A 25,308-nucleotide genomic window follows, 5' to 3' on the forward strand; every position below is an offset into this window, starting at 1 on the left:
TCCCGTCTTCATAACGAAAGCGAGCGGCGACGAACTGAATGCGGATGGAGGCACGGTGCCAAAGGCGCCGGTTAAAATATGGAATCCATGAAACTAGGTTCAGGGAAATAAAAAAGTATGGTAGAGGAAAACCAACAATAATTTGACACTATCAAATTGTGATGTACGCTTGCTTATTTTCATAGCATTTCGGTATAATAAGTCAGAGAAGGAGGCGGTAAGATGCGAATTAATATGATTGCCCACGGACAAAATGTCAAAGGCCAAGGGGTAGGAAGTGCCTATTTTGAACTCGTAAAATTGCTCGAGACGCACGCCGCTGATCAAATTCAATTGTCTTTTAATCATGCGAAAAATTGCGACTTCAACCATATCCATACGATCCATCCATATTGTTACTATCAGATGGCAATGTCCAAGCTCCCATCTTGCATGCACGTCCATTTCTTACCTGAAACCGTTGAAGGTAGTATTAAAATACCGAAATTTGCTCAAGGCGTTTTCTACGATTATTTTATGAAAATGTACCGTTCAGCCAATGAACTGATCGTGGTCAATCCCATCTTTATCGAACCCTTAACGCGATATGATATCGATCCGGAGCATATTACGTATATACCGAATGTCGTTGCCACAAAAGATTTTTACCCAATCGATCGTTCAAAATTAGAAGCGACCTATGCTTTGTACGACATCAATCCCGATGTATTTACGGCGATTAGTGTAGGTCAAGTCCAAACACGCAAAGGTGTCATCGACTTTATCGAGATTGCAAAGCAAATGCCCGATATTCAATTTGTCTGGGCAGGTGGCTTTAGCTTTGGCAAAATTACCGATGGCTATGAAGCATTGAAGCAAGCAATCGAGACCGCACCGAATAATGTAAAATTTATCGGCATCGTAGAACGTGAACAGATGAACGCACTCTATAATATTTGTGATGTGTTCCTATCCACTTCGTATAATGAGTTATTCCCAATGGCTATTTTAGAAGCCATTAATGCGGGACTGCCCCTGATTATTCGTAATTTAGATCTCTATCAACAAATTTATTTTGCAGATTATTTAAGAGCGGACACCCTCGAAGAATATCAGACACATCTGAACACACTCAAAACATCTAAAACGGCATACTTATCCGCCCAAGCTGTTTCCCAAAAAATTGCCACAGATTACTCTGAAACGCAAGTTCTCCAACAATGGCTCAATTACTATCACGGCTTTATGGAACGTTGGGTAAAATAATACTCGATAAGATAAAACCCGAATGCAATCGACGCATCAATGCATCGTAACACATTCGGGTATAATTTATTTTAAGAGATCAATAACAACAACCTCTGGTCGATTAAATAATCTTGGAATTCGAGTGGTTGCATACGCTAAGCCCCGACTAATAATTAAATAAGCATGGTTGGGTAATTGGTGCAAGCCATGGGTATAGAGTGGACGAAATCCTTGTTGCGGTGCATATAAACCTTGGTTCGCCCATGGAATTCGAATTTGCCCGCCGTGTGCATGGCCTGACACAATTAAATCAAACGGATATTGCGTATATTCTTTAATGCGTTGCGGTTGATGACTCAATAAAATATTGTAAGTATCAGATGGCAGTTGCCGATCAATTCGCTTCAACTGTTGCTTAAAGATTCTACGACGTCCTCGATTAGGATCATCAACACCACTGATGGTAAAATCCATTGTTCCGTGTTGAATCTTTACCGTGTCTCCTGCCAAAACTGTGACTTGATGGCGCGTTAGCCAATTTTTCAGACGTTGAATACTTGGGTATTCAAATTCATGATTGCCAGTAACATAGTAGACCGGATAACGTTCTACCAATGCCAATATCAATGTTTGAGCAGCTTGAGCGCTCCAACGTGAATCAAAAATATCCCCGACTAGTAAGATATAATCCGGTGCCTCCACTTCAACCCGCTTCAATAAATCTTTCTGCTGCTCACCAAAATAGTGATTATGTAAATCGGTTAATACGACAAATCGTACCGATTCAGTAACTTTCGGATGTTGTAGCCGATAATAACTCATCGAGAGACGGTGACTAAATCCTTCTCGTAAAAGCGCCAGCCCTGCAACTGGGACGCCCACTTTAAACAGTCGTTTGATGTTCATTGTATTCTCTCCTTCAGTACTAACCCTTCTCTTACACCTCTTCGCGTCTTTGAATCCGTCCTTGCTGTAAGTATATCGATAATACGGCGATATCCGCTGGGTTAACTCCACTCACACGACTCGCTTGCCCTAGCGTCTCAGGACCAATCATCTTCAAACGTTCGCGAGCCTCGGTCGCTAAATTATCGACGGCATCCCAATCAATATCTTGAGGAATCCACTTTTCTTCCATCCCAATCATTTTATCAACTTTTCGATTGGCTTTATCAATATAACCATCATACTTAATTTGAATCTCAACTTGTTCTGCTACCACCCGTGGTAATTCTCCGGCTTCAGGAGGGATAATCTCCATCATATCAAGATATTTAATTTCTGGACGACGCAATAAGTCACTTGCCAAAATTCCATCTTTCAAAGGTGTCGAACCGACTCGCTCAAACCACTCTGATAAACCTGGTGTATTAGGCGTCAAGCGAATTTGACTTAGACGATTAATTTCCGATTCAACTTGTGCTTGCTTCATTTGGTAAGCTTGGTAGCGCGTTTCATTAATTAATCCGAGTTGATAGCCGTACTCCGTTAATCGGATATCTGCATTATCATGACGCAATAATAGACGGTATTCGGCGCGTGAAGTTAGTAATCGATACGGTTCAATCGTCCCTTTTGTCACCAAGTCATCGATCATCACCCCGATATAGGCTTCATTACGTTTCAGTATAAAGGGCTCTTCGCCACGAATTTTACGAACGGCATTAATTCCGGCAATAATTCCTTGACCTGCTGCCTCTTCGTAACCACTCGTTCCATTCATTTGACCCGCCGTAAATAAATTCGGTAAAGACTTAACTTCGAGTGATAAGGTCAATTGATGCGGAACAACCACATCGTATTCAATCGCATACCCCGGACGCATAATTTCAGCTCGCTCGAGTCCTTGGACGGTTCGCATCATTTCTAACTGCACATCTTCTGGCAAGGAGGTAGACAATCCTTGGACATACATCTCTTGATTATCTAACCCTTCCGGCTCGATAAAAATTTGATGTCGCGGTTTATCACTAAAGCGAACCACCTTATCTTCAATCGATGGGCAGTATCTTGCGCCAACACCTTCAACCATTCCACTAAACATCGGTGAGCGATGCAAGTTAGCTTGAATAATTTCATGTGTTTGTGCATTCGTATGGGTTAACCAACACGGCACACTGTTAGGATTAAAATCTTCATCAGATGTTTCAAATGAAAAATGGTTTGGCTGTGTATCACCGGGTTGAATTTCAGTCTGGTCATAATCCACCGAATCTTTATGAATTCGCATTGGCGTCCCGGTCTTAAATCGTACCAATTCCAAACCTAATTCGAGTAAGTGCTCTGATAATTTAACAGAAGGTAAGGTGTTGTTAGGTCCTGATGCATATTTCAAATCACCAATAATAATTTGACCCCGCGATGAAGTTCCTGCAGTTAAGACCACTGCTTGACTTTCATAAATAGCACCGGTATTCGTTATAACACCCTGTATCTCGCCGTCCACTAGATGGAGCTGGTCTACCATGCCTTGCTTTAAAGTTAAGTTGGGTTCGTTTTCGATAACCGATCTCATCGAATGAGCATAAGCTTCTTTATCTGCTTGCGCACGTAACGCTTGAACTGCCGGCCCTTTACTTGTATTCAATAAGCGCATTTGAATATAAGTTCGGTCAATATTACGACCCATCTCACCACCTAAGGCATCGACTTCACGCACTACCACTCCTTTAGCGGGACCCCCAATAGATGGGTTACATGGCATAAAGGCTATCATTTCAATATTCATCGTCAGAAGTAAGGTATTAGCGCCCATACGAGCTGCGGCTAACGCTGCTTCGCATCCCGCATGACCTCCACCCACAACAATCACTTCATAGGTTCCTGCTTTAAACGTATTCACTATCTGATTTTCCTTCCTTTAAGGGATAAAATGTTACGTCATTTGCCACTAATTGTCCTGTTACGTCATATTCAAAATATGCTGAGAAGAATGGAGCATCCTCTAATACCCAACGTAAGAAAATATAGTCACCTTCCCACGTTGGTAGCTCCATCACCTGATCATAATCGACCCACTTCAATGTTCCTTCAGGGCAGTCATCGATTAATTCACCGTTAAATTCTCGGACACGATACACGAAGCTATACCAATCTTCACCATCATGTCTAAAATCCGGAAACGTAATGACACCGCATAATTCTAGGTTTAAAGCTTCTAAACCTGTCTCTTCTCGAATTTCACGAATCGCACATTGCTCGGGAGTTTCGCCAGCTTCGAATTTCCCGCCGACACTCACCCATTTATCTTGATGGATATCCCCCACTTGCTTATTCCGATGTAACATTAAGAGTTGTTCTCCATTATCGATATAACAAATTGTGGCTAGTTTTACCATTAATATCCCCCTACTTGCCTAAGCAAAATTGACTAAACAGTTTATTTAATAATTCATCTTGAACATTTTCCCCAATAATTTCACCGAGTAAATCCCACGCATGCGTATAATCAATTTGAATTAAATCAACTGGAATCCCCATCTCCGTTGAAGCCACCACTTCATCGAGCGCAGCACTCGCTTGTCGCAATAACTCGGTATGGCGCGTGTTCAGTAAATAATTGACATCGCGCGATTTTAAATCGCCTTGGAAGAAGTATTCTTCAATTCGTTCTTCAAGTTGATCAATCCCTGCCTCCGTTAAGAGCGAGGTTGTAATAATCTCATCTGATGCCGCATAATCTAATATATCTTCGACTGTAACTTGTGGGGTTAAGTCTTGTTTATTCAGTAAAATGACTCGAGGATAATCTTTCGTCAAGTCTAATAGTTCGCGATCCATCTCATTGAGCGCTTCGGAAGCATTCAACATTAAAATAATAAAATCAGCCTGTTCCATCACCGCACGACTTTTTTCGACCCCAATTTGTTCGACAACTTCCTCTGTCTCGCGAATTCCTGCAGTATCAATTAAGTGAAGCGGCACTCCGCGAATATTGACGTATTCTTCAATGGTATCTCGCGTTGTACCTTCAATATCAGTCACAATCGCTTTATCATAACCTGTCAGACGATTCATTAAGCTCGACTTACCGACGTTAGGCCGACCGATAATTGCCGTTTGAATCCCTTCGCGGAAAATGCGTCCTTGTTGCGACTGTTGCAATATTTGCTCGATTTGTTGCTTGACACTTAATGCGGTCTGGTTCATTTCCTGAAGTGATAACTCTTCGACGTCATCATACTCTGGATAATCAATCGTCACTTCTACTTGAGCCAAAGTTTGTAACATTTCGTGGCGTAACTGCTGAATTTTTCGCCTTAAACTCCCATTCAATTGGCTTATGGAGGCATCCATTGCTTTGCTCGTTCGGGACTGGATTAAATCCATTACCGCTTCCGCTTGAGATAAGTCAATACGTCCATTTAAGAAGGCGCGTTGGGTAAACTCTCCTGGCTGTGCGATGCGCGCCCCGTTAGCTAAGACCATCTCTAACACGCGTTGAATGGCAACCACCCCTCCGTGACAGTTGATTTCGACACTGTCTTCTGTTGTATAGGATCTCGGTGCACGCATCACAGATACCATCACCTCATCAATCACTTGTTCGATCTTAGGATTGATAATATGACCATAATGAATAGTATGACTCGGTACTTCGATTAAATTCGTCCCTTTAAAGATACGGTTCGCAATTTCGACCGACTCACTACCGCTTAATCGAACAATTCCAATGGCACTTTCGCCTAAAGCCGTCGCAATCGCTGCAATGGTATCATTTTGATACATTTAAGTTCCTCCTTACTTTGTCATTCAATATTGTCTCATTCAACAAAAAAATGCCGACACTCCTCCTATACCCATCCAACCTTTAGAAGAAACGCTAGCACTTTGACTGCTATCTATCAAATTAATCTGAATTATATCGAATTCATCGCTAAAAATCAATTAAAGCGAGGTAATAAAACTTGCATTCACAAGAATAAACTCTATAATTACTGATGTATATTGCGACAATTTACCAGAAGGGAATGACAACTACTCTTGAATCCAAAAAATAAGAAAAATTTAATCGGCTTAGGCGTCGCTTTTATATTCGCCTTACTACTCTATATTATTTATATCAATCGAAATAATCAGCCAAGTAATCATCCGACTGCCGTCATTACGGAAACCGTTGAAATTACAACGACTGAGTCGATTGACACAAGTAACTCAAATCAACAACGTCAATCTGTTGAAACGTCCGAGGAATCCACGACGGTTTCATCCGATTCCGCTGCCGTTCGATTCGATCCAAACATTTATCGTACGGATCTCATCCAAGAATACGGTAAAGACCAATTTGATGTTTCGGAATATGACACAGTTGATGAGTTAATCGAACAGTTAGTGACGGATTATCAAGTTGATTTCAACCAAGTCGGTATCTCGTTCTATAACTTAAAAGATGATCATTATTACGGGTACAATGATAATAACTTTATTGTCGCTGCCAGTACGGCGAAAATTCCAGTCGTTATGGCCTTTATTGATTTAATCAATCAAGGACAGTACGATTACGAGACAGAACTGCTCTATAATGATTACTTTAACTATGAAGGGGGTGGCAATATTGCTAACTCACCTGCTCAAGCAAGCTATTCAATTGCTGATTTGATGGCAGAAGCCATCCGTCATTCCGATAATACGGCCTGGTATACCTTAGTCTTTAACTATCCGAATAACTTCGGGGGTGTTGCAAATTATATTTTACAAAAAACGGGTAATTACAATATTCCTGAGTATTTCTATATGGATAATTATGGTTCTGCTTATCTCTATTTCCAATTGCTCTATATTGTTGCCACACAGCCAGAGTATGACTATTTAGTTCAATTAATGCGCGAGACAGATCCGCCACAACTCTTTACGTCATTTATTCATACCGATGTCTTAGCGAATAAGTACGGACGGGTAGATGGTGAAATCAACGATGTTGCAATCTACTATGAAAATGATCAACCACAATATATATTGACCGCTTTTACAACTAACGTACCTGGAGCAGATCACTTGTTAGAAGATTTATCACTCTATGTCAATTTGTGGTATCGTGATCACTATATTTTAAATTAAAAAGGAAGGTCAGAGCGACCTTCCTTTATTGATTTCTATACAAAGCTAATATTTTTCATAGCTTCTTGTGCATTTTTAATTTGATGATATTCGGCAGCAATCTCTGCACCTAAACGGGCATTATTGTATACCAATTCGATATTCGCTGCTAAACTACGTCCTTCGGTTAACTCAACAATTTTAGCTAGCAAGAATGGCGTTGAATCTTTACCTTTTACGCCAGCTTCACGTTCTTCTGCTAAAGCTTGAGCAATAATCCCATCAATTTCTGATTGAGGAATTTCGTGTTCTTTTGGAATTGGGTTAGCTACTAAATGAGCTCCTTTTAATTCCATCATATCTGCTGCAACCATTCGTTGCGCTACTTCTAAAGCTGAATCCACACGCGAATTTAATTTATAATCTGAAGTGCTTGAGAAGAATGCTGGTAGATAGTCTGTCTGATAGCCCATCACTGGAACACCTTGTGTTTCAAGATATTCTAACGTACGAGGCAAGTCTAAAATCGCTTTAGCCCCAGCACAAACGACTGTGACAGGTGTTTGGCCTAATTCAACCAGATCTGCTGAAACATCCATATGCTCTTCATAACCACGGTGTACGCCTCCAATTCCTCCGGTCACAAAGACCTTAATACCTGCCATATGCGCAATAATCATCGTTGTTGCGACGGTTGTCGCTCCGAGTCCTTTACTTGCAATGACTTCTGATAAATCACGACGTGATACCTTCGAAACATTCTCTGCTGTCGCGAGTAATTCTAAATCTTCAGCTTCAAGTCCTACTTTTAACTCGCCATTCATGATCGCAATAGTTGCTGGAACTGCACCATGATCACGAATAATTTGTTCTACAGTACGCGCCATTTCGACGTTTTGTGGATATGGCATACCGTGAGAAATAATCGTAGATTCTAAAGCTACAATCGGCTTACGATCATTGATTGCTTGTTCAACTTCTTGGCTAAATTTAATTAATGAGTTCATTGATTAGTTTCCTTTCTTTGTTTCAAATAATAATTCACGTTCTTCTTTTAATTGGGTAGCTGATAGATCCGACCGTACGGTCTGATGCGTTGCTACTGTATGGTAAGCATTGGTCATTCCAAGCTCAATCGATTCTTGAGCTGATAGGCCGTGAATACATCCATAGATAATACCGGCTGCATTGGAATCTCCTGCACCTGTAACATCTACGACATTCGGTTGAAGTGGAGGTTGAATAGCTAAATATTCTTCCTGTTGATTCGTATACACTGTCGGTCGCTTGCCACTTGTTATAACAACATGTTGAACACCACAATCTAGCCACCTGTGAGCTAATTGCTCTGTTGATTCTTGTCCCGCTTCGAGATTGAAATATACTTCAGATTCATCTTGGTTAACAATTAACCAATCCAAACCTTCTAAATGTTTTGGTAAGTGACTCATTTTTGGACCACTTACTGGTACAATAATTAATTTCGCGCCAGATTGCTTGGACAGATTCAATAGTTCTTCAATAACTTCCTTTTGTACATTTAAATCAACAATAATATAACTAGCATTTGAGAGGATTGATAAATATTCGTTAATCCATTCTCGATTCATTTGATCAGCAATCGACATATCCGCTAAGGCATAACGCATCTCGCCTTCTGTATCTAAAATTGCTGAATAGGCACTCGTTGACTGATCGCTATAAAGCTTCACTTTATTTAAATTAATGTAAGGCTCACTTTGTTGTTTAATATATTGATAATCTTGATCATTTCCTGCGACTGACAAAAGGGTAATATCCATACCTAAGCGACCTAAATTTTCAGCCACATTTCTTCCAACACCACCAACACTGACACTTGAAGTAACCGGGTTACTTGTTTGTGGCAACATCGGTTCTAGCAAACGATAATTTCGATCAATATTCATTCCACCGATACAATACACATTCATCGCATCTTTCACCACATAAGCACGGCCTTGAATTCGACCTTTGCGCGTTAGCGCCTGGATAATTGTTGCAACAGTTGAACGGTTCAAGTTCAATGTCTCCCCAATTTCCGCTTGGGTTAGATAAGGATCTTGTCGCACCAACTCCAAGACACGCTGCTCATTGGTATTCAGTTGTTCCACACGGCACCTCCTTTAACAATAATCTTTATAAGGACTTTTGTCTTTATTTATCATAAACTGTTTTTCTCTTTTTTGCAATCTTTTTTACAAAAAAAGATTGACGATTCTCCGTCAATCTTCTCTTTATGCATCTTATTCGTTACTTGTAGTGTCTTCTAGCTCTAAATTTTCTGTTATTTCTTCTTGTGACGCTTCTTCTGACGTTTCTTCGTCATCATTTTGGTCTGCCTGATCCGTTAATGGATGTTTTAAATAATAAATTCCATTGGATGGATATTCTACTTCTTGTGGAAGCATTCCATTTCCATCAACTGAGATGCGGACTTGATTTCTTTGGAAAAATTCTCCTAAAGTTTGAACTAACGCATCAATAATCCCTTGTTCCGAACTATCATAAGAATTTAAAACTGAGACAATTCCTGGTGAAAAATCAATATAAACGATGTCATCATCAAAGGTAACTGATTGTACTTGAATCGTTTCATCAATTATCTTCGCGCGACGTAAAACATCTTGAAAGGCTTCAGCAAAAGTCCAATTTGTCTGCCATTTAAATTCAACATAAGTTGGATTCAAAATTTCTGAACCATCTTGGCGCACCGGTAAATAAACTGGAATTTCGGTAATAATCCGATTATTTGGAAAATCACCATTTAATACCCAAGTAGTTTCTGGCGTGATAGTGGCAATGAGTCCAGCACCTTCCGCATAATATTCTTTCGTAGGCTGACTTTGAGTTTCGTCTGTAACCGTAATTTCTAAAATATTACGGTAAGTTCCTGACGGGAGCGTTCCCTCGGCAAATAATTGCGTAATCTCACAAGTAATGCCCGCACGTCTTTCCCATTGGTGCCCAACTTGAAGCGGACTATCTAAAATTAATTCATTGGTAGACCCATCTGCTTGATAAGCGACCGTCTCCATTTGATTGACAAAAGGATTATCATTCGAGGCTTCAATCATTACTAATTGTAATGTGCCCCAATTATAATATTGGACTTCTTGAGAATCATCGTTAATTAAAGCAAGCTGCATTAAACTTAATTCATTATCAACATAAGTTGGATAGACCCGTCGTTCATGAGTACCATCTGTAAACTTCTTAAATTGATACATCTGACTTGGTAAATAATCAATCACTTCAAGTAACGGTGTTTCACTCGAAACTTGCCAATTTGACGAATCTAAAACAGCCGGTTCTTTCGGTTTTTCAGAATTTTCGCTTTCACTACTTGATTCTGCTACCGATTGCGAGCTTTCTTCAGCGTTATTTTCATCCGATATTGTTTGATCCGATGTTTCTGTGCTGCTCGTTGTATTTTCATTACGTCGTATTTCAAGTCGGGTTTTATTTTCATCACTCAAGTGAATCATCGGTTCTTTTCGACAACCTGTTAGAAATAATACGAAACAAAACAAACATAAAATTCTCTTACTCATATCAACCCTCCTTAATCCATTTATTTACTTTTAGATATTTTAAAGAATTTATTAAATTAATTCAACAAGTGCACTCATGACGCGCCCATTATCGATTGATTCAACAGTGATTTTCAATTGATCTATTTCCACACAATCGCCAACTTCAGGCATACGATGAATTAACTCCATAACTAACCCACTTACGGTTGAAGAATCCCAATCGCCTTCATAACGTTTATCAAAATAATCATAGAGATCCTCTAACGTCATTAAGCCTGACACTTGAATTTTTTGTTGTGGTTCTATTTCGGTCAACTCTAATTCTATTTGATCATGCTCATCCCAAATATCTCCAACTAATCTTTCTAAAATATCCTCCATCGTGACAATCCCTTGAATACTACCGAATTCATCGATCACATACGAAAGATGGACTTTATTTAATTGCATAAACTGCAATAAATCTGATAATAACATTGTAATCGGGACATAATGAGGTTTAGAAATAATCGAACGTAAGTCTTTATTTGATTCCGGATGATTCGCATGTCGTTTTACAAATCGATTAAAATCACGTTCATGAATCGTCCCAATTAACTCGTCAATGGTCCCATCATAAACTGCCAATCGCGTATGATTCGTTTGTTCAAATACTTGATCAATCTCTTCAAAACTACTCTCAATATCAATCCCATCGATATCAATCCGTGGTGTAATAATTTGAGAGACTTCGGTATCATCAAAGCGAATCGCCGCTCGAACTAAATCATGCTCATCGTCTTCTAAAGTTCCTTCAGATTTTGCCACATTCAACATAGTTAATAATTCGTCTTCACTGATGGAAGGAGAATTTTTAACGGGCAGGAGGTCAATCACCAAACGTTGCCATTGCGATAGAACCCATACGACAGGTGAAAAAAGTTTATTTAGGACGGTTAGAATTCCTGAAAATTGTTTGGCTAATTTTTCAGGAAATAACTTTGCAACTAACTTTGGAGTAATTTCGCCAAATATTAACAAAATAATCGTTGTAACAATCGTTGATATCGTGGCGCCATAGATTGGAAACAACTGAACAAAAAATAAAGTAGCGACAGCTGAACTTAAAATGTTTACTAAGTTATTTCCAATTAGAATGGTCGATAACAATTGCTCATATTGATTAATAAGTTTCTCCGCTTGTTGTGCTTGACGATTCCCTTCTTCAGCTTGATTTTTCAATCGGTGTTGATTTGCTGAAGTAAACGCTGTTTCAGAAGATGAAAAGAACGCGGATAAAAATATACATAAAATAAAGATACCAATACTGGTAACCTGATCAGTGCCCATAGAGGTATTTCCTCCTTATAAATTGCAAATTGCACTGAGTGTTTTTAAATCATTAAAAATCCAATCAGTGACTGAAATGATTGCTTTTATTATACCTTGAATTAAGCGATTATACAAAATTTCTAAAATAGTATTGACAGGTAAGTGTACTACTCATATAATACAGTTAAAGTTGTATTATATACTTAATACACTTTAAGAGAAAGGAGAGGCTTATGAATATTAATTCACACCTGCCTATTTATGAGCAGTTGAAACAATACTTCAAATCCGAGATTGTCTCAGGGAATTTAACACCCGGTCAAGAATTACCGTCCCGGCGATCGATTGCCCAAGAATTTAAAGTCAATCCGAACACCGTCCAACGTGCTTTTAAAGAACTGGAAGAGGAACACATTATTACAACCGATGCGAATGTTCCTAGCCGTGTTACAGAAGATATTCAAATAATCGATGCATTACGTCATACGTTATTGCAACAAGCGATGATAGACTTTTATCAATTAATCCAACAATTGAATATCTCTCCACGCACAGCGCTCGAGGCACTCAATGAATTTATTCAACAGAAGGAGGAAAAACAATGATTGAACTGAAACATGTAAGTAAAAAATTCGGCAATAAAGCTATTTTGAATGATGTTTCATTTACCATTCAACCCGGGGAAGTCACACTCCTTGTGGGAGAAAACGGGAGTGGCAAGACCACCTTATTGAACCTAATAATGCAATTAATCCCTCAAGGAAAAGGTGAAATTTTATACAACAACCAACCCATCACCTTCGATGATTATCACAAAATCAGTTACGTGCCGGATCAAATTATTGTATTAAAACACTTAACCATATCAGAAGCTTTACAACAGATGAAAGATTATTATGCTACGTTCAATGAAAAGCGAGCCTATGAGATTCTAGAATTTTTCAATTTAAATGCCAACGATAAAATCAATCAACTTTCAAAAGGGAATGTTGCTAAAGTAAATATTTTATTAGGGTTATCACTCGATAGTGACTTCATCTTAATGGATGAACCTTTTAGTGGAATTGATATTTTTACACGGGAAGAAATTCTTAGCGTATTTACTTCAAAATTACTCGAAGGACAGGGTGTTCTTATCTCAAGTCATGATATTCCTGAAATCGAATATATTGTGGATAAAGCAATTTTAATGCGCGATGGAACGATTGTAGAAGAAATTATTCCTGAACAACTTAGACAAGAACGAGGAATCAGTCTCGTTGATAAAATGCGGGAGGTGTATCGTTAATGAAGAAATTTATGAATTTACTGAATGATGAACTTAAACGCGCAAAATGGCTCTACTTGATTTTGGTTATCGCCGTTATTTTGACACAAAGTTTGGTAATTTTCCGTCAATTTCGTCAAGCGAATTACTATTTTATGAATCAAAGAGACACTTTCTATATGTTAACGCTGGCAGATATTTTTAAACAAACACCCTTATTTTTCTTAATTATTGGTGTCGCAGCTTTAAGTTTAATTTTATATAGTATGTTTACTTGGGTGCGTGAGTGGCATTTTCAAGGTAATTATATTTATCGGTTGTTAATGCTACCAGGTAATCGGATGCCAATTTTTATGGCAAAATTTATCAGTATCTTATTAATGATTGTTGGCTTATGGATGACTCAACTATTTATTTTATTCGCAACCGATTGGATTGGAAGTTTACTACCACACTTATATCATTCCAGCTCTGTAGTTCAAGTTTTAATGCAACACTTAGATGGATTTCAAGTTGTGATGCCAATGCACTTCCAAAGTTTTATCTACATTTACTTCTTTGGATTTAATTTTCTAATTGGGCTGATGAATATTACTATTATCGTCTTAAGCTATCGCAGCTATCATTTGATTCAAACGATTTTGTTGCCACTGCTCTATCTATTTTTCAGTTGGGGCATTTCTGCCTTAATTATTCAATTTGCATCGGCGATTAACTTTACAAGTTTTGAGTTTAATATCGTCGCAATGACCCTACTGGTGATAGCCATGGTTATTCAATTATCAATTAGTTATTACATTATGAATCACTACATTAGTGTTTAGGAAGGAGTCTTAACCATGCGACGCAATTTTACTGCAATTAGTACCATCATTATTAGCATACTATTTCTTATTATTTATTGGACAATGCCACTTCAAATTAAGCAAACCGTTAATTCAGACTTAATTCATGGGAATCGTGAAGTCATTCAAAGACTGCAACCCGAATTGTATTACAACTTGTCTAATCCATCGATTAATGATGCACCCACAATTATCGATGTCAGTGCCCAATCAATTCAACCAAAAATGTTTAATTTATTTCATAATACTGAACAACGTGATTCGATCTATCAACACTATTCATTATCTAAACGACCACCGATAGCCAATCAATTTCCAACCAACCATCCGCTAGTATGGTATAAAATCAACTATGACTTTAATGGCAATGCGACCGAACTTGATTATACTGTTTTTAATACCGATTATCGTGAATTTTCTACGTATCATTACCCATTAACCAATAATTACAATACACAATTCATCGCCTGTGTTGAAGATCAAGATTATTATTATTTCTTATTTACCTATCAAAACTTTTCTACAGAAAATGAGATGGGAAGCCAATCTATCGAACGACTCAAAATTGATAAAACATCCGGTGACGTTGTGGATTCGAAAAACATGGCAATTGATTCCAAATATTATTTAAATGTTAATTACCATTCATATAATACCCATCACCAATCTGAAACAACCTTAATCTGTCTAGATGAAGTTCAAACTGAACCACAAAATGATCTCGAGTATCAGCCAATTTCTCACTATCAGTGGCTCAATATTAAAGACTTGACGATGGAAGAAGTTAAACATCCAGAAATCGTTGAAGACATGTACTACAATCATAATCTCATTTATAACTCGACCTTTTATTTTGTGGAATTAAATCAAGATCAGACAGAAGCAACGATCAAAGCTTTAGATATTGCTTCGAATAAGACGAAAGAAATTCGTACCATTCCTCAAATGATGGATATTGCACTTACATCTGAGTTATTAATTACAGCTGAGAAATTATCTAATCAAAAGATTCAGCTTCAAGCATTCAATTTATTAGATAATCAATTGATTTATCAAGAAAATTTTGAAACTAATAAAGATTATCAATGGAGTGGTGTTAGTTTACAATCTGAGAATTATTAACCTTCAATGCGTATGATTGTATTTTTTGCTGAATCCTTGATACGCTAATAGTAGACTTACATAGAAAGGTTTGATTTTTAATGAAACAATTATTTACAAAAAGTAGTCTATTCCTTCTTGGTCTTTTGACAACAACATCATTTATCGTAGCGCCAGTCTATGCGCAAAATGATGCTAAGGAAGAAACAACCGTCGAAGTGAGTCAAGAAGATAAAAGTGAATTTCAAACTATTTTAGAAACTGCATTGAAGGATTTTGAGGAAAAATATCCCGAGGTAAAAATTAGTGGTTTGAAAGTAAAAATCCAAAAAGATGATATTATTGAAGTTGAAATTGAAGGGTTTGATAACGATTCAGACTACGAAGTCACTTACAATAGTAAAGAACAACAATTCACTAAGGAAGAAAAAGATGAATTAGATTCCGATGATGAATATATTGAATTAGCCCTAGATAAGCTCAAAACTTTGGATGAAATTACCGAAATTGCAAATCAAAAAACGAATTTATCTAACATCGAATCTTGGAAATTAAGTGCAGATGATGATCATAACAATCAACCTGTTTGGGAAGTCGAGTATGATGACGAGAAAGAAAAAGATGATGTTGAATTAAAAATTGATGCCCAATCGGGAGAAATACTCAAAGTTGAAGGGCTTGAATCCTAAGCTAACTTTCTAATTACATTAATGATTATTATGACAAAAAAACCTTCGGCTTCACAGCCGAAGGTTTCAATGATTTATGGACATTAAATCATTGTAATTAGAAGGTCATTTTGTTTATTTGGTAGGAAAAAATGACTATCAATTGATGAACTGGTCAAAGTGTACATAAAATCAACTCACTAATCTATTCTAACACAAAAAACTTTTTTCTGTTGATCTAAAATAACACTTTTTTTTTAATCTTCTGAACAACAAAAGGCTGACCTAGAATCAGCCTTTTAAAATACAATTATTGTGTTTTATCTACATATTCAACAACTAAATAACGATTTGGCTCTTTTCCTTCAGAATGTGTCTTAATACGATCATATTCAGCAAGATGAGCGTGAATTTGTTTGCGTTCATATGCAGGAAGTGGGTCTAAAATCACCGTCTGACGTGTACTTAAAACTTCCTTAGCAGTACGTGATGCAATCTGTTCAAGGACGTTTGCACGACGATCACGATAGTCGCCAACATTTAATAGGACAGATACACGGTGGTGACAATAATTTTGTAATAATGTTTGAGATAAAATTTGCAATGAATTAATAATTTTTCCGTGTTTTCCAATAACCAGACCTGATTTGTCTGTTTCAATATTAAAGGTTACTTGGTTACCATTGATATCAAATGTTGTTTCAGATTTTGCACCGTACTCTTTTATGACACGGTCAATATAAGAAGCAACTAATTCACTTGATTTATCCAATGGCAAACCTGTCGAATCAGTTTCTTTAGTTTCATTTGTTTCTTTTACAGCTGATTCTGGTGCACTTGGAGTCGCTACTGTTTGCTCTGTTGGCGTTGAAATTTCGACTTCATTTGTAACATCATGCGATAAAGGTTCTTCTACCACAACTTCTTCCGATGGTTCGACCGGCGCGGTAGTTGGTTGTGGCGATTGAATTTCTTGTTGTTCTTCTTTTTCTTCTTGAATTAAAACTTCAGTTAATTCTTTGTAGCTTAAATTATCTTTCACCTGGATTTCTACAATCGCATCTTGCTTCCCAAAGCCAAATAATCCTTTTTTACCTTCACTAATGACACGAATTTCAGCATCTTTTTCTTGGATATTTAGCTCACGAAGTCCTTTAGCAATTGCTTTTTCTACCGTTTCACCACGAACTGTTAATGAATTTTCAATCATTATATTTTCCTCCTACTTCTTCGGATTTCTTCCAGTTACTTTACGATATTGTCGTCTAAGTTCTCGTTGTTTTTCTTTTTCTGCCTTAATTTTCGCTTCACGTTCAGCAATAATTTTATAAGGGTTATTAAATAAGAAAGTCATCACCAGCGTTGCAGCATTGGATACGACCCAATATAATGCAATCGCACTTGGTAATCGAATGGCAATTAATAAAATCATAATTGGGTTTACTAACATGATTCCTTTTGTCGCCGCATTCGTATTTGGATTACTTTTCATTGAGAAATACGTCGCAGCAAAGGTTAATACCGCAGCAATAATTGGTAATATAAAATACGAATCCGGTTGACCTAAGTTCATCCATAAGAAATGTCCTTGACGTAATTCTGGGGTTCTTAAAATCGATTGATAAAGAGCCATCATTACCGGTAATTGAATTAAAAGTGGGAAGCATCCTGCAAATTGATTCACTCCACGTTCGCTCATCAATGCTTGTTGTTCATGTTGAATCAATTCTTGAGATTGTCGATCTTTATTCGGATACTTAGCTTTAATCGCATCTAATTCTGGTTGTAATTCCATCATTTCGCGTTGCGATTTAACTTGCATTTGGTATAAAGGTGTTAATAATACCCGAATAATAATTGTTAAAATCGCAATCCCAATAGGATAACTTTGTCCAAATAAATTAGAAAACCAAATAATCAGTTGAGACAAATTATAAACGATATATCGATCCCAAATTCCAACACTCTCAGCACTGACTGGTTCATTTATATTACCACAAGCTACTAACATCATCGTAACTGATAGTAAAAGACCTATTTTAAACCATTGCTTTTTCTTCATTCCAACCTCCTATGGTGTCGTATTATCATAGATGCCAGCAAGTTTCATGACATGAATGATAGATTGTTTAATTTCATGATAATTTTTATTTAAAATATCTTGACGTGCGATGAGAATAAAATCAATGTCATGCCGAATATGACCATCCAATTCATGAACAGCCTGGCGTAAATAACGCTTAATTCGATTACGCACCACCGCTGGACCCAACTTTTTACTGACCGAAACACCCAGTCTAAAATGTGCTTGGTCTAGTTTTTCATAATAATATAAAACCAGCTGGCGGTTTGCTTTTGATTTTCCTTGATGAAAAACTCGCTGAAAATCTCGATCTGATTTAACGCGATAAGCTTTTTTCAAATTATCCCTCATCATCTATTATTCAACGCTATACTCATTTATTATAGCGAACTTTCAATTAAAAGAAAAATTAAATTAGCTGATAAAAAAATAACATTCCCTATCAGTACTACATACCTGTTAGGAAATGTTGTTGACGCCTATATCACGTTTATACTGCTAAACGTTTACGACCTTTTTGACGGCGTTTGCTAAGTACGCGACGTCCATTTTTTGTACTCATACGTTTACGGAAGCCGTGAACTTTTTTATTTTTACGTTTTTTAGGTTGATATGTTCTTTTCGACATTAAGCTGCACCTCCTGCATATAAATCTGTACACTAACGCATACAATACCTACCTATTTTAAATAATCCATCTAGAAAAGTCAAGAAGATTTAAAGGGTTTTTATGCACAAAATTATCCACAACCTTTGATGTACTGTGGATATATTTAAGTGTTCAATAAAGTTTTAAACATCATCATCACATTAATTATCCACAATCCACAGTTTGTTAATAGTATTTTATTTTATCCTCAGTTTCTGTGAATATCTTTTCAAAACCTTGTTAAACCAATATTCATTAATATTTTTTTATGAACAATACAATATTTATTTACACTTATTTTGAAAGTTATGCACAAAAATCATCCACTTGTTCATAACTTTAAAATATGATTGTAGATAACTTAGTTATGCACAGAAAAAACTTGTTCAAAACTTTCGTTATGATAGAATAAGAAGTAACGAATTTCTTTAAAAAGTGAGGTGAATCAATTCAAATGAATGAATTAGAATCATTTTGGCATGGCTGTCAATTATATATGCAAGATCGTTTATCAGATAGTTCTTATGAACAATGGGTAAAGCCTGTCAAAGCAATTCAGATTGGAGACTACAGTGTCAAATTAGCGGTTCCTAATGATTTAACAAAAACATACTGGCAACGTCATTTAACAGGCTATGTCATTCAATATAGTGCTGAAAAGTATGGCGTTGAATATATTCCAGATTTTGAAATTCAACCGTTTGAACAGCCCATCCAAGAAACCAACGATTTTACGGATGACTATGAAGTAGGATTCTCTCAAGCAAAATTAAATCCTCATTATACCTTTGAAACGTTCGTCGTCGGAACAGGCAACAATATGGCGACTGGCGCTGCTTATGCTGTCGTAGATTCTCCAGGAACTACTTATAACCCACTTTTAATTTACGGAGGGGTTGGTCTTGGTAAAACACACTTAATGCATGCAATTGGAAATGAAATTTTAAAACAACATCCAGGCACACGAATAAAATATGCTACGAGTGAATCATTTATGAATGACTTCATCACCTCAATTCAAAATGGAAGTCAAGCCGAATTCCGAGCGATGTATCGCGAGATTGATGTTTTATTAATCGATGATATTCAATTTTTATCGAATAAAGGTAAAACCCAGGAAGAATTTTTCCATACCTTTAATGAACTCTATAACAATAATAAGCAAATTGTCTTAACGAGTGATAGACTGCCAAATAAAATCGCTAACTTAGAAGAACGATTGATTAGTCGATTTAAATGGGGGCTTTCAACCGATATTACCCCTCCTGATTTAGAGACACGAATTGCTATTTTACGTAAAAAAGCACAGAGTGATCGATTAGATATTAATGCAGACACCTTAACCTATATCGCAAATAATATTGATACTAATATTCGTGAGCTAGAAGGTGCGTTAGTACGTGTGATCGCCTATGCTGCGATTCAAGGGCGAGAGATTAGTATTGAGTTAGCGGCTGAAGCGCTGCAAAGTATTATTACCGATTCGGATTCACGACCTCTATCTACTGAAACGATTATCGAACAAGTGGCACATTATTACCAAGTAACTCCAAATGATATTAAAGGAAAGAAACGAGTCAAGTCGATTGTCTATCCTCGACAAATTGCCATGTTTTTAAGTCGAGAATTAACAGAACTGTCTTTTCCTAAAATAGGTGAAGGTTTTGGTAATAAAAACCATACAACCGTCATTCATGCCTATGAGAAAATTCGTGATGAATTAACATACGATTCGAATTTAAAACAAGAAATTGAACAACTAAAAAGCCGATTAAAATAATCGACTGTGGATAATGGTTGAATAAGTTCAACAGTTATTTACACCCACATTCACAAGAGAATTCCTTGCTATTAAACGAATAGTTTAGTTTATACACACAATACACAAGGCCTACTACCACTACTAATTTATTAATATTATATAAATAAAGGAGCCTAACGATGAAATTTACCATTAAAAGAACTGCTTTTATGAACCAACTTAATAATGTTTCTCGTGCGATTTCTTCTAAATCAACTATCCCAATTTTATTAGGTATCAAAATGACAGCGACTGAAGAGGGAATTACGCTAGTTGGTTCTGATACTGAATTATCAATCGAAGGATTCTTACCGATTAAAGACGAGTCACTTGGTTTATCGATTGAATCAACCGGGAGTGTTGTAGTTACTTCACGTTATTTCTTAGAAGTAATTCGAAAACTTCCGGCCGACACTGTGACTGTTGAAGTCAATGACCAAGCCATTGTAAATATTCAATCAGGGCAAAGTCACTTTACATTAAATGGCATTGATGGAAATCAGTATCCACTTTTACCAGAAATTATTTCTGAAGAATCCATCCAACTTCCTACAGAACTTTTTAAAGAATTAATTGCTCAAACAATTATTTCTACTTCAAATCAAGAAACGCGTCCAATTTTAACAGGAGTTAATATTACGCTTAAAGGAAAACAATTAACAGGTGTTGCTACTGATAGCCATCGCCTAAGTCAACGAACAATTGAAATTATGAATGATCAAGAATTAGAAATTGAATCGATGACAATTCCTAAAAAAACATTAAATGAATTAAGTCGTATTGTAGAAGATGAAGATCATATTAAATTAATTATTTCAGATGAACAATTAATTTTTGCGCTTAAAAATTTAACGATTTATTCAAGGATTTTAGAAGGAAATTATCCTGATACGGATCGGTTGATTCCTACCGAACATGCAACACGTATTGTTGTTAATGCGGATACGTTCTATCATGCGATTGATCGGGCAAGTATTATGTCCAATCAAGGAAAAAATAATGTCGTTCGATTAGAGATTGAAGATCAACGGGTTGAACTTTCTGTTTATGGTAGCCAATTGGGCTCTTCAAATGAAGCTATTGAAACTCAAACAGTGACGGGAGAGTCACTTCAAATCTCCTTTAATCCAGACTATATGAAAGATGCACTAAAAACTTTCAATGGGACTGATATTCAAATGGATTTTCAATCGAATGTTCGTCCAATTTTACTGACAGCTGTGGAAGATGAAACTTCTTCAGCAAACCTAATTCAATTATTAACACCGATCCGAACACATTAATCCAAATTTTTTAGACCTTTGTTTTATCAAACATAGGTCTTTTTTTTTGAATAATGAATTAAATGCTTCTACTAGAAAAAAATATTTCAGAAAGCTTTTTACATTATATTCAAATAGAAACGCTAAAACCCCCTTAAAATCGCCGATTATTTGATAAAACGTTCAAAATCAACTATAATATAAGGTAGTTTAATAGACAGGTAGGTGGAAAAATGGAAGAAATTACGGCATTAATTAACACGGAATATATTACGTTAGGGCAATTACTTAAATTAGCTGACTTGATTTCTAGCGGGGGTATGGCTAAATGGTATTTAAATGAGCACCAAGTCCTAGTAAATCAAGTTGAAGAAAATCGTCGTGGACGAAAATTATATTCAAATGACCAAGTTGAGATTCCTGAAGAAGGTATCTTAATTACGGTTGTCTATTCTGATGAAGATTAACCACCTCTCCTTGCATCAATTCCGTAACTATTCGCAACTTGATATTGAATTTAATTCGAAGCTGACGATTATTACTGGTGAGAATGCCCAAGGAAAGACCAATCTCCTTGAGGCTATTTTTTTATTAGCCATTGGAAAAAGTTATCGTACACAACGTGATCAAGAGTTAATTCAATGGAATCAATCGAGTGCGATGGTGGAAGGAATTATTGAATATCCTCATTATAATTTGCCACTTTCGTTAGTGATTAGTCCTAAAGGAAAAGTTGCTAAGGTCAACCACCTTGAACAACGTAAATTAAGCGATTTTGTTGGTAATTTTAATGTTGTTCTATTTGCTCCAGAAGATTTACAGTTTGTGAAAGGTCCACCGAGTATTCGTCGTAGATTTTTAAATGCCGAACTAGGGCAAGCATATCCAGTTTATTTAAGAACCGTTGTGGAATACGAGCGGATTTTAAAACAACGTAACACTTACTTGAAAAATTATGCCCGCACTGAAGAATTTGATGAAATTTACTTTCAAATTATGACAGAACAGTTTATTGAAAAAGCAGTCGATATTGTAAAGATGCGTCTTGAATTTATTCGACAAATTGAAGGTTTTGCACAATCCATGCATCATCTATTATCGAAAGAGCGTGATGAATTTAGAATGGAATATTCATCCTCTTCGTCAAAACTGAATTATGAACAAGTGGATACGTTAGCGGATCAATTCAAAGCGTTATTTGACCAATCTTATTCACGTGAATTAAAGCAACAAGTCACACTGTATGGTCCGCATCGAGATGATTTGAAGTTGTGGCTTAATGAACGAGAGGCGCAACAATTTGCTTCGCAAGGTCAACAGCGAACAATTGCGCTATCTATCAAACTAGCAGAATTAGAATGGTTTAAACAAATTAAAGGACATTACCCAGTGTTATTACTTGATGATGTCTTATCCGAACTTGATGATGAGCGGCAGTTTATTTTAATGGATCAAATCGAGAATCGCGTACAGACTTTCTTAACGACCGCCTCAATTAATCATGATTTATTAAAATCACTAAATCAAACAGATATTTTGTATGTCCATCAAGGACAAGTACAACGAAAATAAACGATAAAGGAGTAATCAATGACTGAAGAATTTCAAAATTACGATGCAAGTCAAATACAAGTTCTTGAAGGGCTTGAAGCAGTTCGGAAGCGTCCAGGAATGTATATTGGAACGACTAGTATTGAAGGACTGCACCATCTCGTATGGGAAATTGTCGATAACTCAATTGATGAGGCGCTCGCAGGCTATGCAGATCATATTGAAGTAACGATTGAAGCAAATAATAGTATTACTGTTGAAGATAATGGTCGAGGCATCCCCATTGATATTCAACAAAAAACAGGACTTCCAGCCGTAGAAACGGTTTATACCATGCTCCATGCTGGAGGAAAATTTGGTGGCGGTGGCTACAAAGTTTCAGGTGGACTACATGGAGTTGGGGCTGCAGTCGTTAATGCTTTATCAACAGAATTAACGGTTGAAGTATCCCGTAATGGTAAAGTATATTCTTTAAAATTTGAACGTGGTATTACTGTTCAAGAATTGACTGAAATTGGTGAATCAGATCACACGGGGACACGTGTGAATTTTATACCGGATCCGGCGATTTTTATTGATACAGTTGATTTCAAATTTTCAATGCTTGAAAACCGAATCCGTGAACTTGCCTTTTTAAATAAAGGGTTACGGATTACGCTTGAAGATAAGCGAGAAGAGCGTGAAGCATTCAGTACCTTCTATTACGAAGGGGGTATTCAAAGTTTTGTCGATTATATTAATGAGGACAAAACACCGATTATTGATGAACCAATCTATATTTTTGGTGAACAAGACGATATTCAACTTGAAATCGCACTACAGTATACGGAAGGTTATGAAACTAAAATTTTATCTTTCGCAAATAATATTCATACCCATGAAGGTGGAATGCACGAACAAGGCTTTAAATCAGCATTAACTCGTGCGATCAATGATTATGCGCGTAAGCAAAATATAATAAAAGATGGTGATGATAACTTATCCGGTGAAGATACGCGTGAAGGCTTAACGGCGATTGTTTCAGTAAAACATCCAAACCCACAGTTTGAAGGACAGACTAAGACAAAGTTAGGTAACTCTGAAGTTCGAACAATTACGGAACGATTATTCAATGAGAATTTCGGTAAGTTTTTAATGGAAAATCCTCGAGAAGGTCGCGCCATTGTGGATAAAGGTATCTTAGCTCAACGTGCACGAACAGCTGCTCGTAGAGCGAGAGAGATGACCCGGAAAAAATCTGGACTTGAGATTGCTAATTTACCAGGTAAATTAGCTGACTGTTCAAGTCGCGATCCTGAAAAATGTGAACTTTTCATTGTCGAGGGAGATTCAGCGGGTGGATCAGCCAAACAAGGACGTTCTCGGATGTATCAAGCAATTTTACCGATTCGAGGTAAAATACTAAATGTGGAAAAAGCGACATTAGATCGTATTCTAAATAACGAAGAAATTCGCTCACTCTTCACTGCGATGGGGACGGGTTTTGGTTCTGAATTTGATGTTAATAAAGCTCGTTATCATAAATTAATTTTAATGACCGATGCGGATGTGGACGGTGCGCATATTCGAACGCTGTTACTGACATTAATTTTCCGTTATATGCGCCCATTGATTGAAGCAGGCTATGTTTATATCGCACAGCCACCACTTTATCAAATTCGTCAAGGTAAGAAAGAAATTTATCTAGATTCAGATGATGAACTCGATCAATGGCGTCAAGAAAATCCTGATGCCCGCTATTCAATCCAGCGTTACAAAGGGCTTGGGGAAATGAATTATGGGCAATTGTGGGAAACTACAATGAATCCAGAAAATCGTCGTCTTCTTCAAGTGAAAGTTGAAGATGCACAAGAAGCAGATCAAGTAATGGATATGTTAATGGGTGAAGAAGTTGAACCACGACGTATCTTTATTGAAGAAAACGCAGTATATGTTAAAAACTTAGATATTTAA

24 protein-coding genes are annotated in these 25,308 nt (G+C 36.9%); 12 read left to right on the forward strand and 12 right to left on the reverse strand.

Translation table 11 applies throughout. The features are described 5' to 3' along the window. The first annotated feature begins 222 nt into the window (after positions 1-222). Positions 223-1,245, forward strand: coding sequence for a glycosyltransferase family 4 protein (locus tag HMPREF9707_RS04575; protein WP_006701520.1), 1,023 nt, complete (start codon positions 223-225; stop codon positions 1,243-1,245). Between the two features lie 66 nt (positions 1,246-1,311). Here the strand turns inward: HMPREF9707_RS04575 and HMPREF9707_RS04580 are convergent, their stop codons facing one another. The 4 genes from HMPREF9707_RS04580 to mnmE are packed head-to-tail and all read right to left on the reverse strand — an operon-like array spanning position 1,312 to position 5,955. Beyond that, positions 1,312-2,133: a metallophosphoesterase gene (locus tag HMPREF9707_RS04580; RefSeq protein WP_006701521.1), complete on the reverse strand. Its 822-nt coding sequence runs from the start codon at positions 2,131-2,133 to the stop codon at positions 1,312-1,314. Between the two features lie 31 nt (positions 2,134-2,164). Continuing rightward, positions 2,165-4,069, reverse strand: a complete 1,905-nt coding sequence (gene mnmG, locus HMPREF9707_RS04585) for a tRNA uridine-5-carboxymethylaminomethyl(34) synthesis enzyme MnmG (protein ID WP_006701522.1) — start codon at positions 4,067-4,069, stop codon at positions 2,165-2,167. Then, entirely contained in the window at positions 4,056-4,565 is a 510-nt protein-coding gene (locus tag HMPREF9707_RS04590; RefSeq protein ID WP_006701523.1) for an NUDIX hydrolase, read from the reverse strand. Before HMPREF9707_RS04590 ends, mnmG begins: the two co-directional genes overlap by 14 nt. A 10-nt stretch (positions 4,566-4,575) precedes the next feature. Beyond that, complete coding sequence (mnmE, locus tag HMPREF9707_RS04595) at positions 4,576-5,955, reverse strand: tRNA uridine-5-carboxymethylaminomethyl(34) synthesis GTPase MnmE (RefSeq protein WP_006701524.1); 1,380 nt, start codon at positions 5,953-5,955, stop codon at positions 4,576-4,578. Positions 5,956-6,210: 255 nt separating this feature from the next. Here mnmE and HMPREF9707_RS04600 point away from each other — a divergent pair, with 255 nt between their 5' ends. Beyond that, positions 6,211-7,284, forward strand: coding sequence for a serine hydrolase (locus HMPREF9707_RS04600; protein WP_006701525.1), 1,074 nt, complete (start codon positions 6,211-6,213; stop codon positions 7,282-7,284). A gap of 35 nt (positions 7,285-7,319) precedes the next feature. Here HMPREF9707_RS04600 and HMPREF9707_RS04605 read toward each other — a convergent pair whose 3' ends face one another. The 4 genes from HMPREF9707_RS04605 to HMPREF9707_RS04620 form a co-directional block, all read right to left on the reverse strand. Next, complete coding sequence (locus HMPREF9707_RS04605; protein ID WP_006701526.1) at positions 7,320-8,270, reverse strand: pseudouridine-5'-phosphate glycosidase; 951 nt, start codon at positions 8,268-8,270, stop codon at positions 7,320-7,322. Positions 8,271-8,273: 3 nt separating this feature from the next. Beyond that, positions 8,274-9,395 carry a carbohydrate kinase gene (locus HMPREF9707_RS04610; protein ID WP_006701527.1) on the reverse strand — a complete coding sequence of 374 codons (1,122 nt, stop codon included), beginning with the start codon at positions 9,393-9,395 and terminating at the stop codon, positions 8,274-8,276. 132 nt (positions 9,396-9,527) lie between these two features. Continuing rightward, positions 9,528-10,835 (reverse strand): GerMN domain-containing protein, encoded by a 1,308-nt coding sequence (locus tag HMPREF9707_RS04615; protein ID WP_006701528.1) that lies wholly within the window; start codon positions 10,833-10,835, stop codon positions 9,528-9,530. 51 nt (positions 10,836-10,886) lie between these two features. Next, entirely contained in the window at positions 10,887-12,146 is a 1,260-nt protein-coding gene (locus tag HMPREF9707_RS04620) for an HlyC/CorC family transporter (RefSeq protein ID WP_006701529.1), read from the reverse strand. A gap of 215 nt (positions 12,147-12,361) precedes the next feature. Between HMPREF9707_RS04620 and HMPREF9707_RS04625 the strand changes: the two genes are divergently transcribed. The 5 genes from HMPREF9707_RS04625 to HMPREF9707_RS04645 all read left to right on the forward strand — a co-directional run bounded on the left by HMPREF9707_RS04625 (position 12,362) and on the right by HMPREF9707_RS04645 (position 16,030). Further along, on the forward strand, positions 12,362-12,733 hold the full coding sequence (locus HMPREF9707_RS04625) for a GntR family transcriptional regulator (RefSeq protein ID WP_006701530.1): 372 nt from the start codon (positions 12,362-12,364) through the stop codon (positions 12,731-12,733). Continuing rightward, positions 12,730-13,416 carry an ABC transporter ATP-binding protein gene (locus HMPREF9707_RS04630; protein ID WP_006701531.1) on the forward strand — a complete coding sequence of 229 codons (687 nt, stop codon included), beginning with the start codon at positions 12,730-12,732 and terminating at the stop codon, positions 13,414-13,416. Before HMPREF9707_RS04625 ends, HMPREF9707_RS04630 begins: the two co-directional genes overlap by 4 nt. Further along, the gene (locus HMPREF9707_RS04635; protein ID WP_006701532.1) at positions 13,416-14,219 is read left to right on the forward strand and encodes a hypothetical protein; all 804 of its coding nucleotides are present in this window, start codon (positions 13,416-13,418) and stop codon (positions 14,217-14,219) included. Before HMPREF9707_RS04630 ends, HMPREF9707_RS04635 begins: the two co-directional genes overlap by 1 nt. Before the next feature lie 15 nt (positions 14,220-14,234). Then, a complete protein-coding gene (locus HMPREF9707_RS04640; RefSeq protein WP_006701533.1) occupies positions 14,235-15,362 on the forward strand; it encodes a hypothetical protein in 1,128 nt (375 codons plus the stop codon). A gap of 80 nt (positions 15,363-15,442) precedes the next feature. Next, positions 15,443-16,030 (forward strand): PepSY domain-containing protein, encoded by a 588-nt coding sequence (locus tag HMPREF9707_RS04645; protein WP_006701534.1) that lies wholly within the window; start codon positions 15,443-15,445, stop codon positions 16,028-16,030. Between the two features lie 289 nt (positions 16,031-16,319). On the opposite strand, the gene jag is transcribed toward HMPREF9707_RS04645, so the two are convergent. From jag to rpmH, 4 genes are all read right to left on the reverse strand, one after another. Continuing rightward, the gene (gene jag / locus HMPREF9707_RS04650; RefSeq protein WP_006701535.1) at positions 16,320-17,219 is read right to left on the reverse strand and encodes an RNA-binding cell elongation regulator Jag/EloR; all 900 of its coding nucleotides are present in this window, start codon (positions 17,217-17,219) and stop codon (positions 16,320-16,322) included. Between the two features lie 12 nt (positions 17,220-17,231). Then, entirely contained in the window at positions 17,232-18,071 is an 840-nt protein-coding gene (gene yidC / locus HMPREF9707_RS04655) for a membrane protein insertase YidC (protein ID WP_006701536.1), read from the reverse strand. A 9-nt stretch (positions 18,072-18,080) separates the two neighbouring features. After that, entirely contained in the window at positions 18,081-18,431 is a 351-nt protein-coding gene (rnpA, locus tag HMPREF9707_RS04660) for a ribonuclease P protein component (protein WP_006701537.1), read from the reverse strand. A gap of 151 nt (positions 18,432-18,582) precedes the next feature. Beyond that, positions 18,583-18,720, reverse strand: coding sequence for a 50S ribosomal protein L34 (rpmH, locus tag HMPREF9707_RS04665; protein ID WP_006701538.1), 138 nt, complete (start codon positions 18,718-18,720; stop codon positions 18,583-18,585). 475 nt (positions 18,721-19,195) lie between these two features. On the opposite strand from rpmH, the gene dnaA reads away from it, so the two are divergent. The 5 genes from dnaA to gyrB all read left to right on the forward strand — a co-directional run bounded on the left by dnaA (position 19,196) and on the right by gyrB (position 25,308). Beyond that, positions 19,196-20,521: a chromosomal replication initiator protein DnaA gene (dnaA, locus tag HMPREF9707_RS04670; RefSeq protein ID WP_006701539.1), complete on the forward strand. Its 1,326-nt coding sequence runs from the start codon at positions 19,196-19,198 to the stop codon at positions 20,519-20,521. A gap of 161 nt (positions 20,522-20,682) precedes the next feature. Continuing rightward, positions 20,683-21,825 carry a DNA polymerase III subunit beta gene (dnaN, locus tag HMPREF9707_RS04675; RefSeq protein WP_006701540.1) on the forward strand — a complete coding sequence of 381 codons (1,143 nt, stop codon included), beginning with the start codon at positions 20,683-20,685 and terminating at the stop codon, positions 21,823-21,825. A 212-nt stretch (positions 21,826-22,037) separates the two neighbouring features. Beyond that, entirely contained in the window at positions 22,038-22,271 is a 234-nt protein-coding gene (gene yaaA, locus HMPREF9707_RS04680; RefSeq protein WP_006701541.1) for a S4 domain-containing protein YaaA, read from the forward strand. Then, positions 22,261-23,376, forward strand: coding sequence for a DNA replication/repair protein RecF (recF, locus tag HMPREF9707_RS04685; protein WP_006701542.1), 1,116 nt, complete (start codon positions 22,261-22,263; stop codon positions 23,374-23,376). The genes yaaA and recF overlap by 11 nt, the downstream gene beginning before the upstream one ends. A gap of 18 nt (positions 23,377-23,394) precedes the next feature. After that, positions 23,395-25,308 (forward strand): DNA topoisomerase (ATP-hydrolyzing) subunit B, encoded by a 1,914-nt coding sequence (gene gyrB, locus HMPREF9707_RS04690; RefSeq protein ID WP_006701543.1) that lies wholly within the window; start codon positions 23,395-23,397, stop codon positions 25,306-25,308.

It is taken from the genome of Falseniella ignava CCUG 37419, from assembly GCF_000301055.1.
Classification (GTDB): domain Bacteria; phylum Bacillota; class Bacilli; order Lactobacillales; family Aerococcaceae; genus Falseniella; species Falseniella ignava.

Coding starts and splice junctions, on each gene's coding strand:
- HMPREF9707_RS04575 (WP_006701520.1), top strand. CDS start 223: ATGCGAATTAATATGATTGCCCACGGACAAAATGTCAAAGGCCAAGGG.
- HMPREF9707_RS04580 (WP_006701521.1), bottom strand. CDS start 2,133: ATGAACATCAAACGACTGTTTAAAGTGGGCGTCCCAGTTGCAGGGCTG.
- HMPREF9707_RS04590 (WP_006701523.1), bottom strand. CDS start 4,565: ATGGTAAAACTAGCCACAATTTGTTATATCGATAATGGAGAACAACTC.
- mnmE (WP_006701524.1), bottom strand. CDS start 5,955: ATGTATCAAAATGATACCATTGCAGCGATTGCGACGGCTTTAGGCGAA.
- HMPREF9707_RS04605 (WP_006701526.1), bottom strand. CDS start 8,270: ATGAACTCATTAATTAAATTTAGCCAAGAAGTTGAACAAGCAATCAAT.
- HMPREF9707_RS04615 (WP_006701528.1), bottom strand. CDS start 10,835: ATGAGTAAGAGAATTTTATGTTTGTTTTGTTTCGTATTATTTCTAACA.
- HMPREF9707_RS04620 (WP_006701529.1), bottom strand. CDS start 12,146: ATGGGCACTGATCAGGTTACCAGTATTGGTATCTTTATTTTATGTATA.
- HMPREF9707_RS04625 (WP_006701530.1), top strand. CDS start 12,362: ATGAATATTAATTCACACCTGCCTATTTATGAGCAGTTGAAACAATAC.
- HMPREF9707_RS04630 (WP_006701531.1), top strand. CDS start 12,730: ATGATTGAACTGAAACATGTAAGTAAAAAATTCGGCAATAAAGCTATT.
- HMPREF9707_RS04635 (WP_006701532.1), top strand. CDS start 13,416: ATGAAGAAATTTATGAATTTACTGAATGATGAACTTAAACGCGCAAAA.
- HMPREF9707_RS04640 (WP_006701533.1), top strand. CDS start 14,235: ATGCGACGCAATTTTACTGCAATTAGTACCATCATTATTAGCATACTA.
- HMPREF9707_RS04645 (WP_006701534.1), top strand. CDS start 15,443: ATGAAACAATTATTTACAAAAAGTAGTCTATTCCTTCTTGGTCTTTTG.
- jag (WP_006701535.1), bottom strand. CDS start 17,219: ATGATTGAAAATTCATTAACAGTTCGTGGTGAAACGGTAGAAAAAGCA.
- yidC (WP_006701536.1), bottom strand. CDS start 18,071: ATGAAGAAAAAGCAATGGTTTAAAATAGGTCTTTTACTATCAGTTACG.
- rpmH (WP_006701538.1), bottom strand. CDS start 18,720: ATGTCGAAAAGAACATATCAACCTAAAAAACGTAAAAATAAAAAAGTT.
- dnaA (WP_006701539.1), top strand. CDS start 19,196: ATGAATGAATTAGAATCATTTTGGCATGGCTGTCAATTATATATGCAA.
- dnaN (WP_006701540.1), top strand. CDS start 20,683: ATGAAATTTACCATTAAAAGAACTGCTTTTATGAACCAACTTAATAAT.
- yaaA (WP_006701541.1), top strand. CDS start 22,038: ATGGAAGAAATTACGGCATTAATTAACACGGAATATATTACGTTAGGG.
- recF (WP_006701542.1), top strand. CDS start 22,261: ATGAAGATTAACCACCTCTCCTTGCATCAATTCCGTAACTATTCGCAA.
- gyrB (WP_006701543.1), top strand. CDS start 23,395: ATGACTGAAGAATTTCAAAATTACGATGCAAGTCAAATACAAGTTCTT.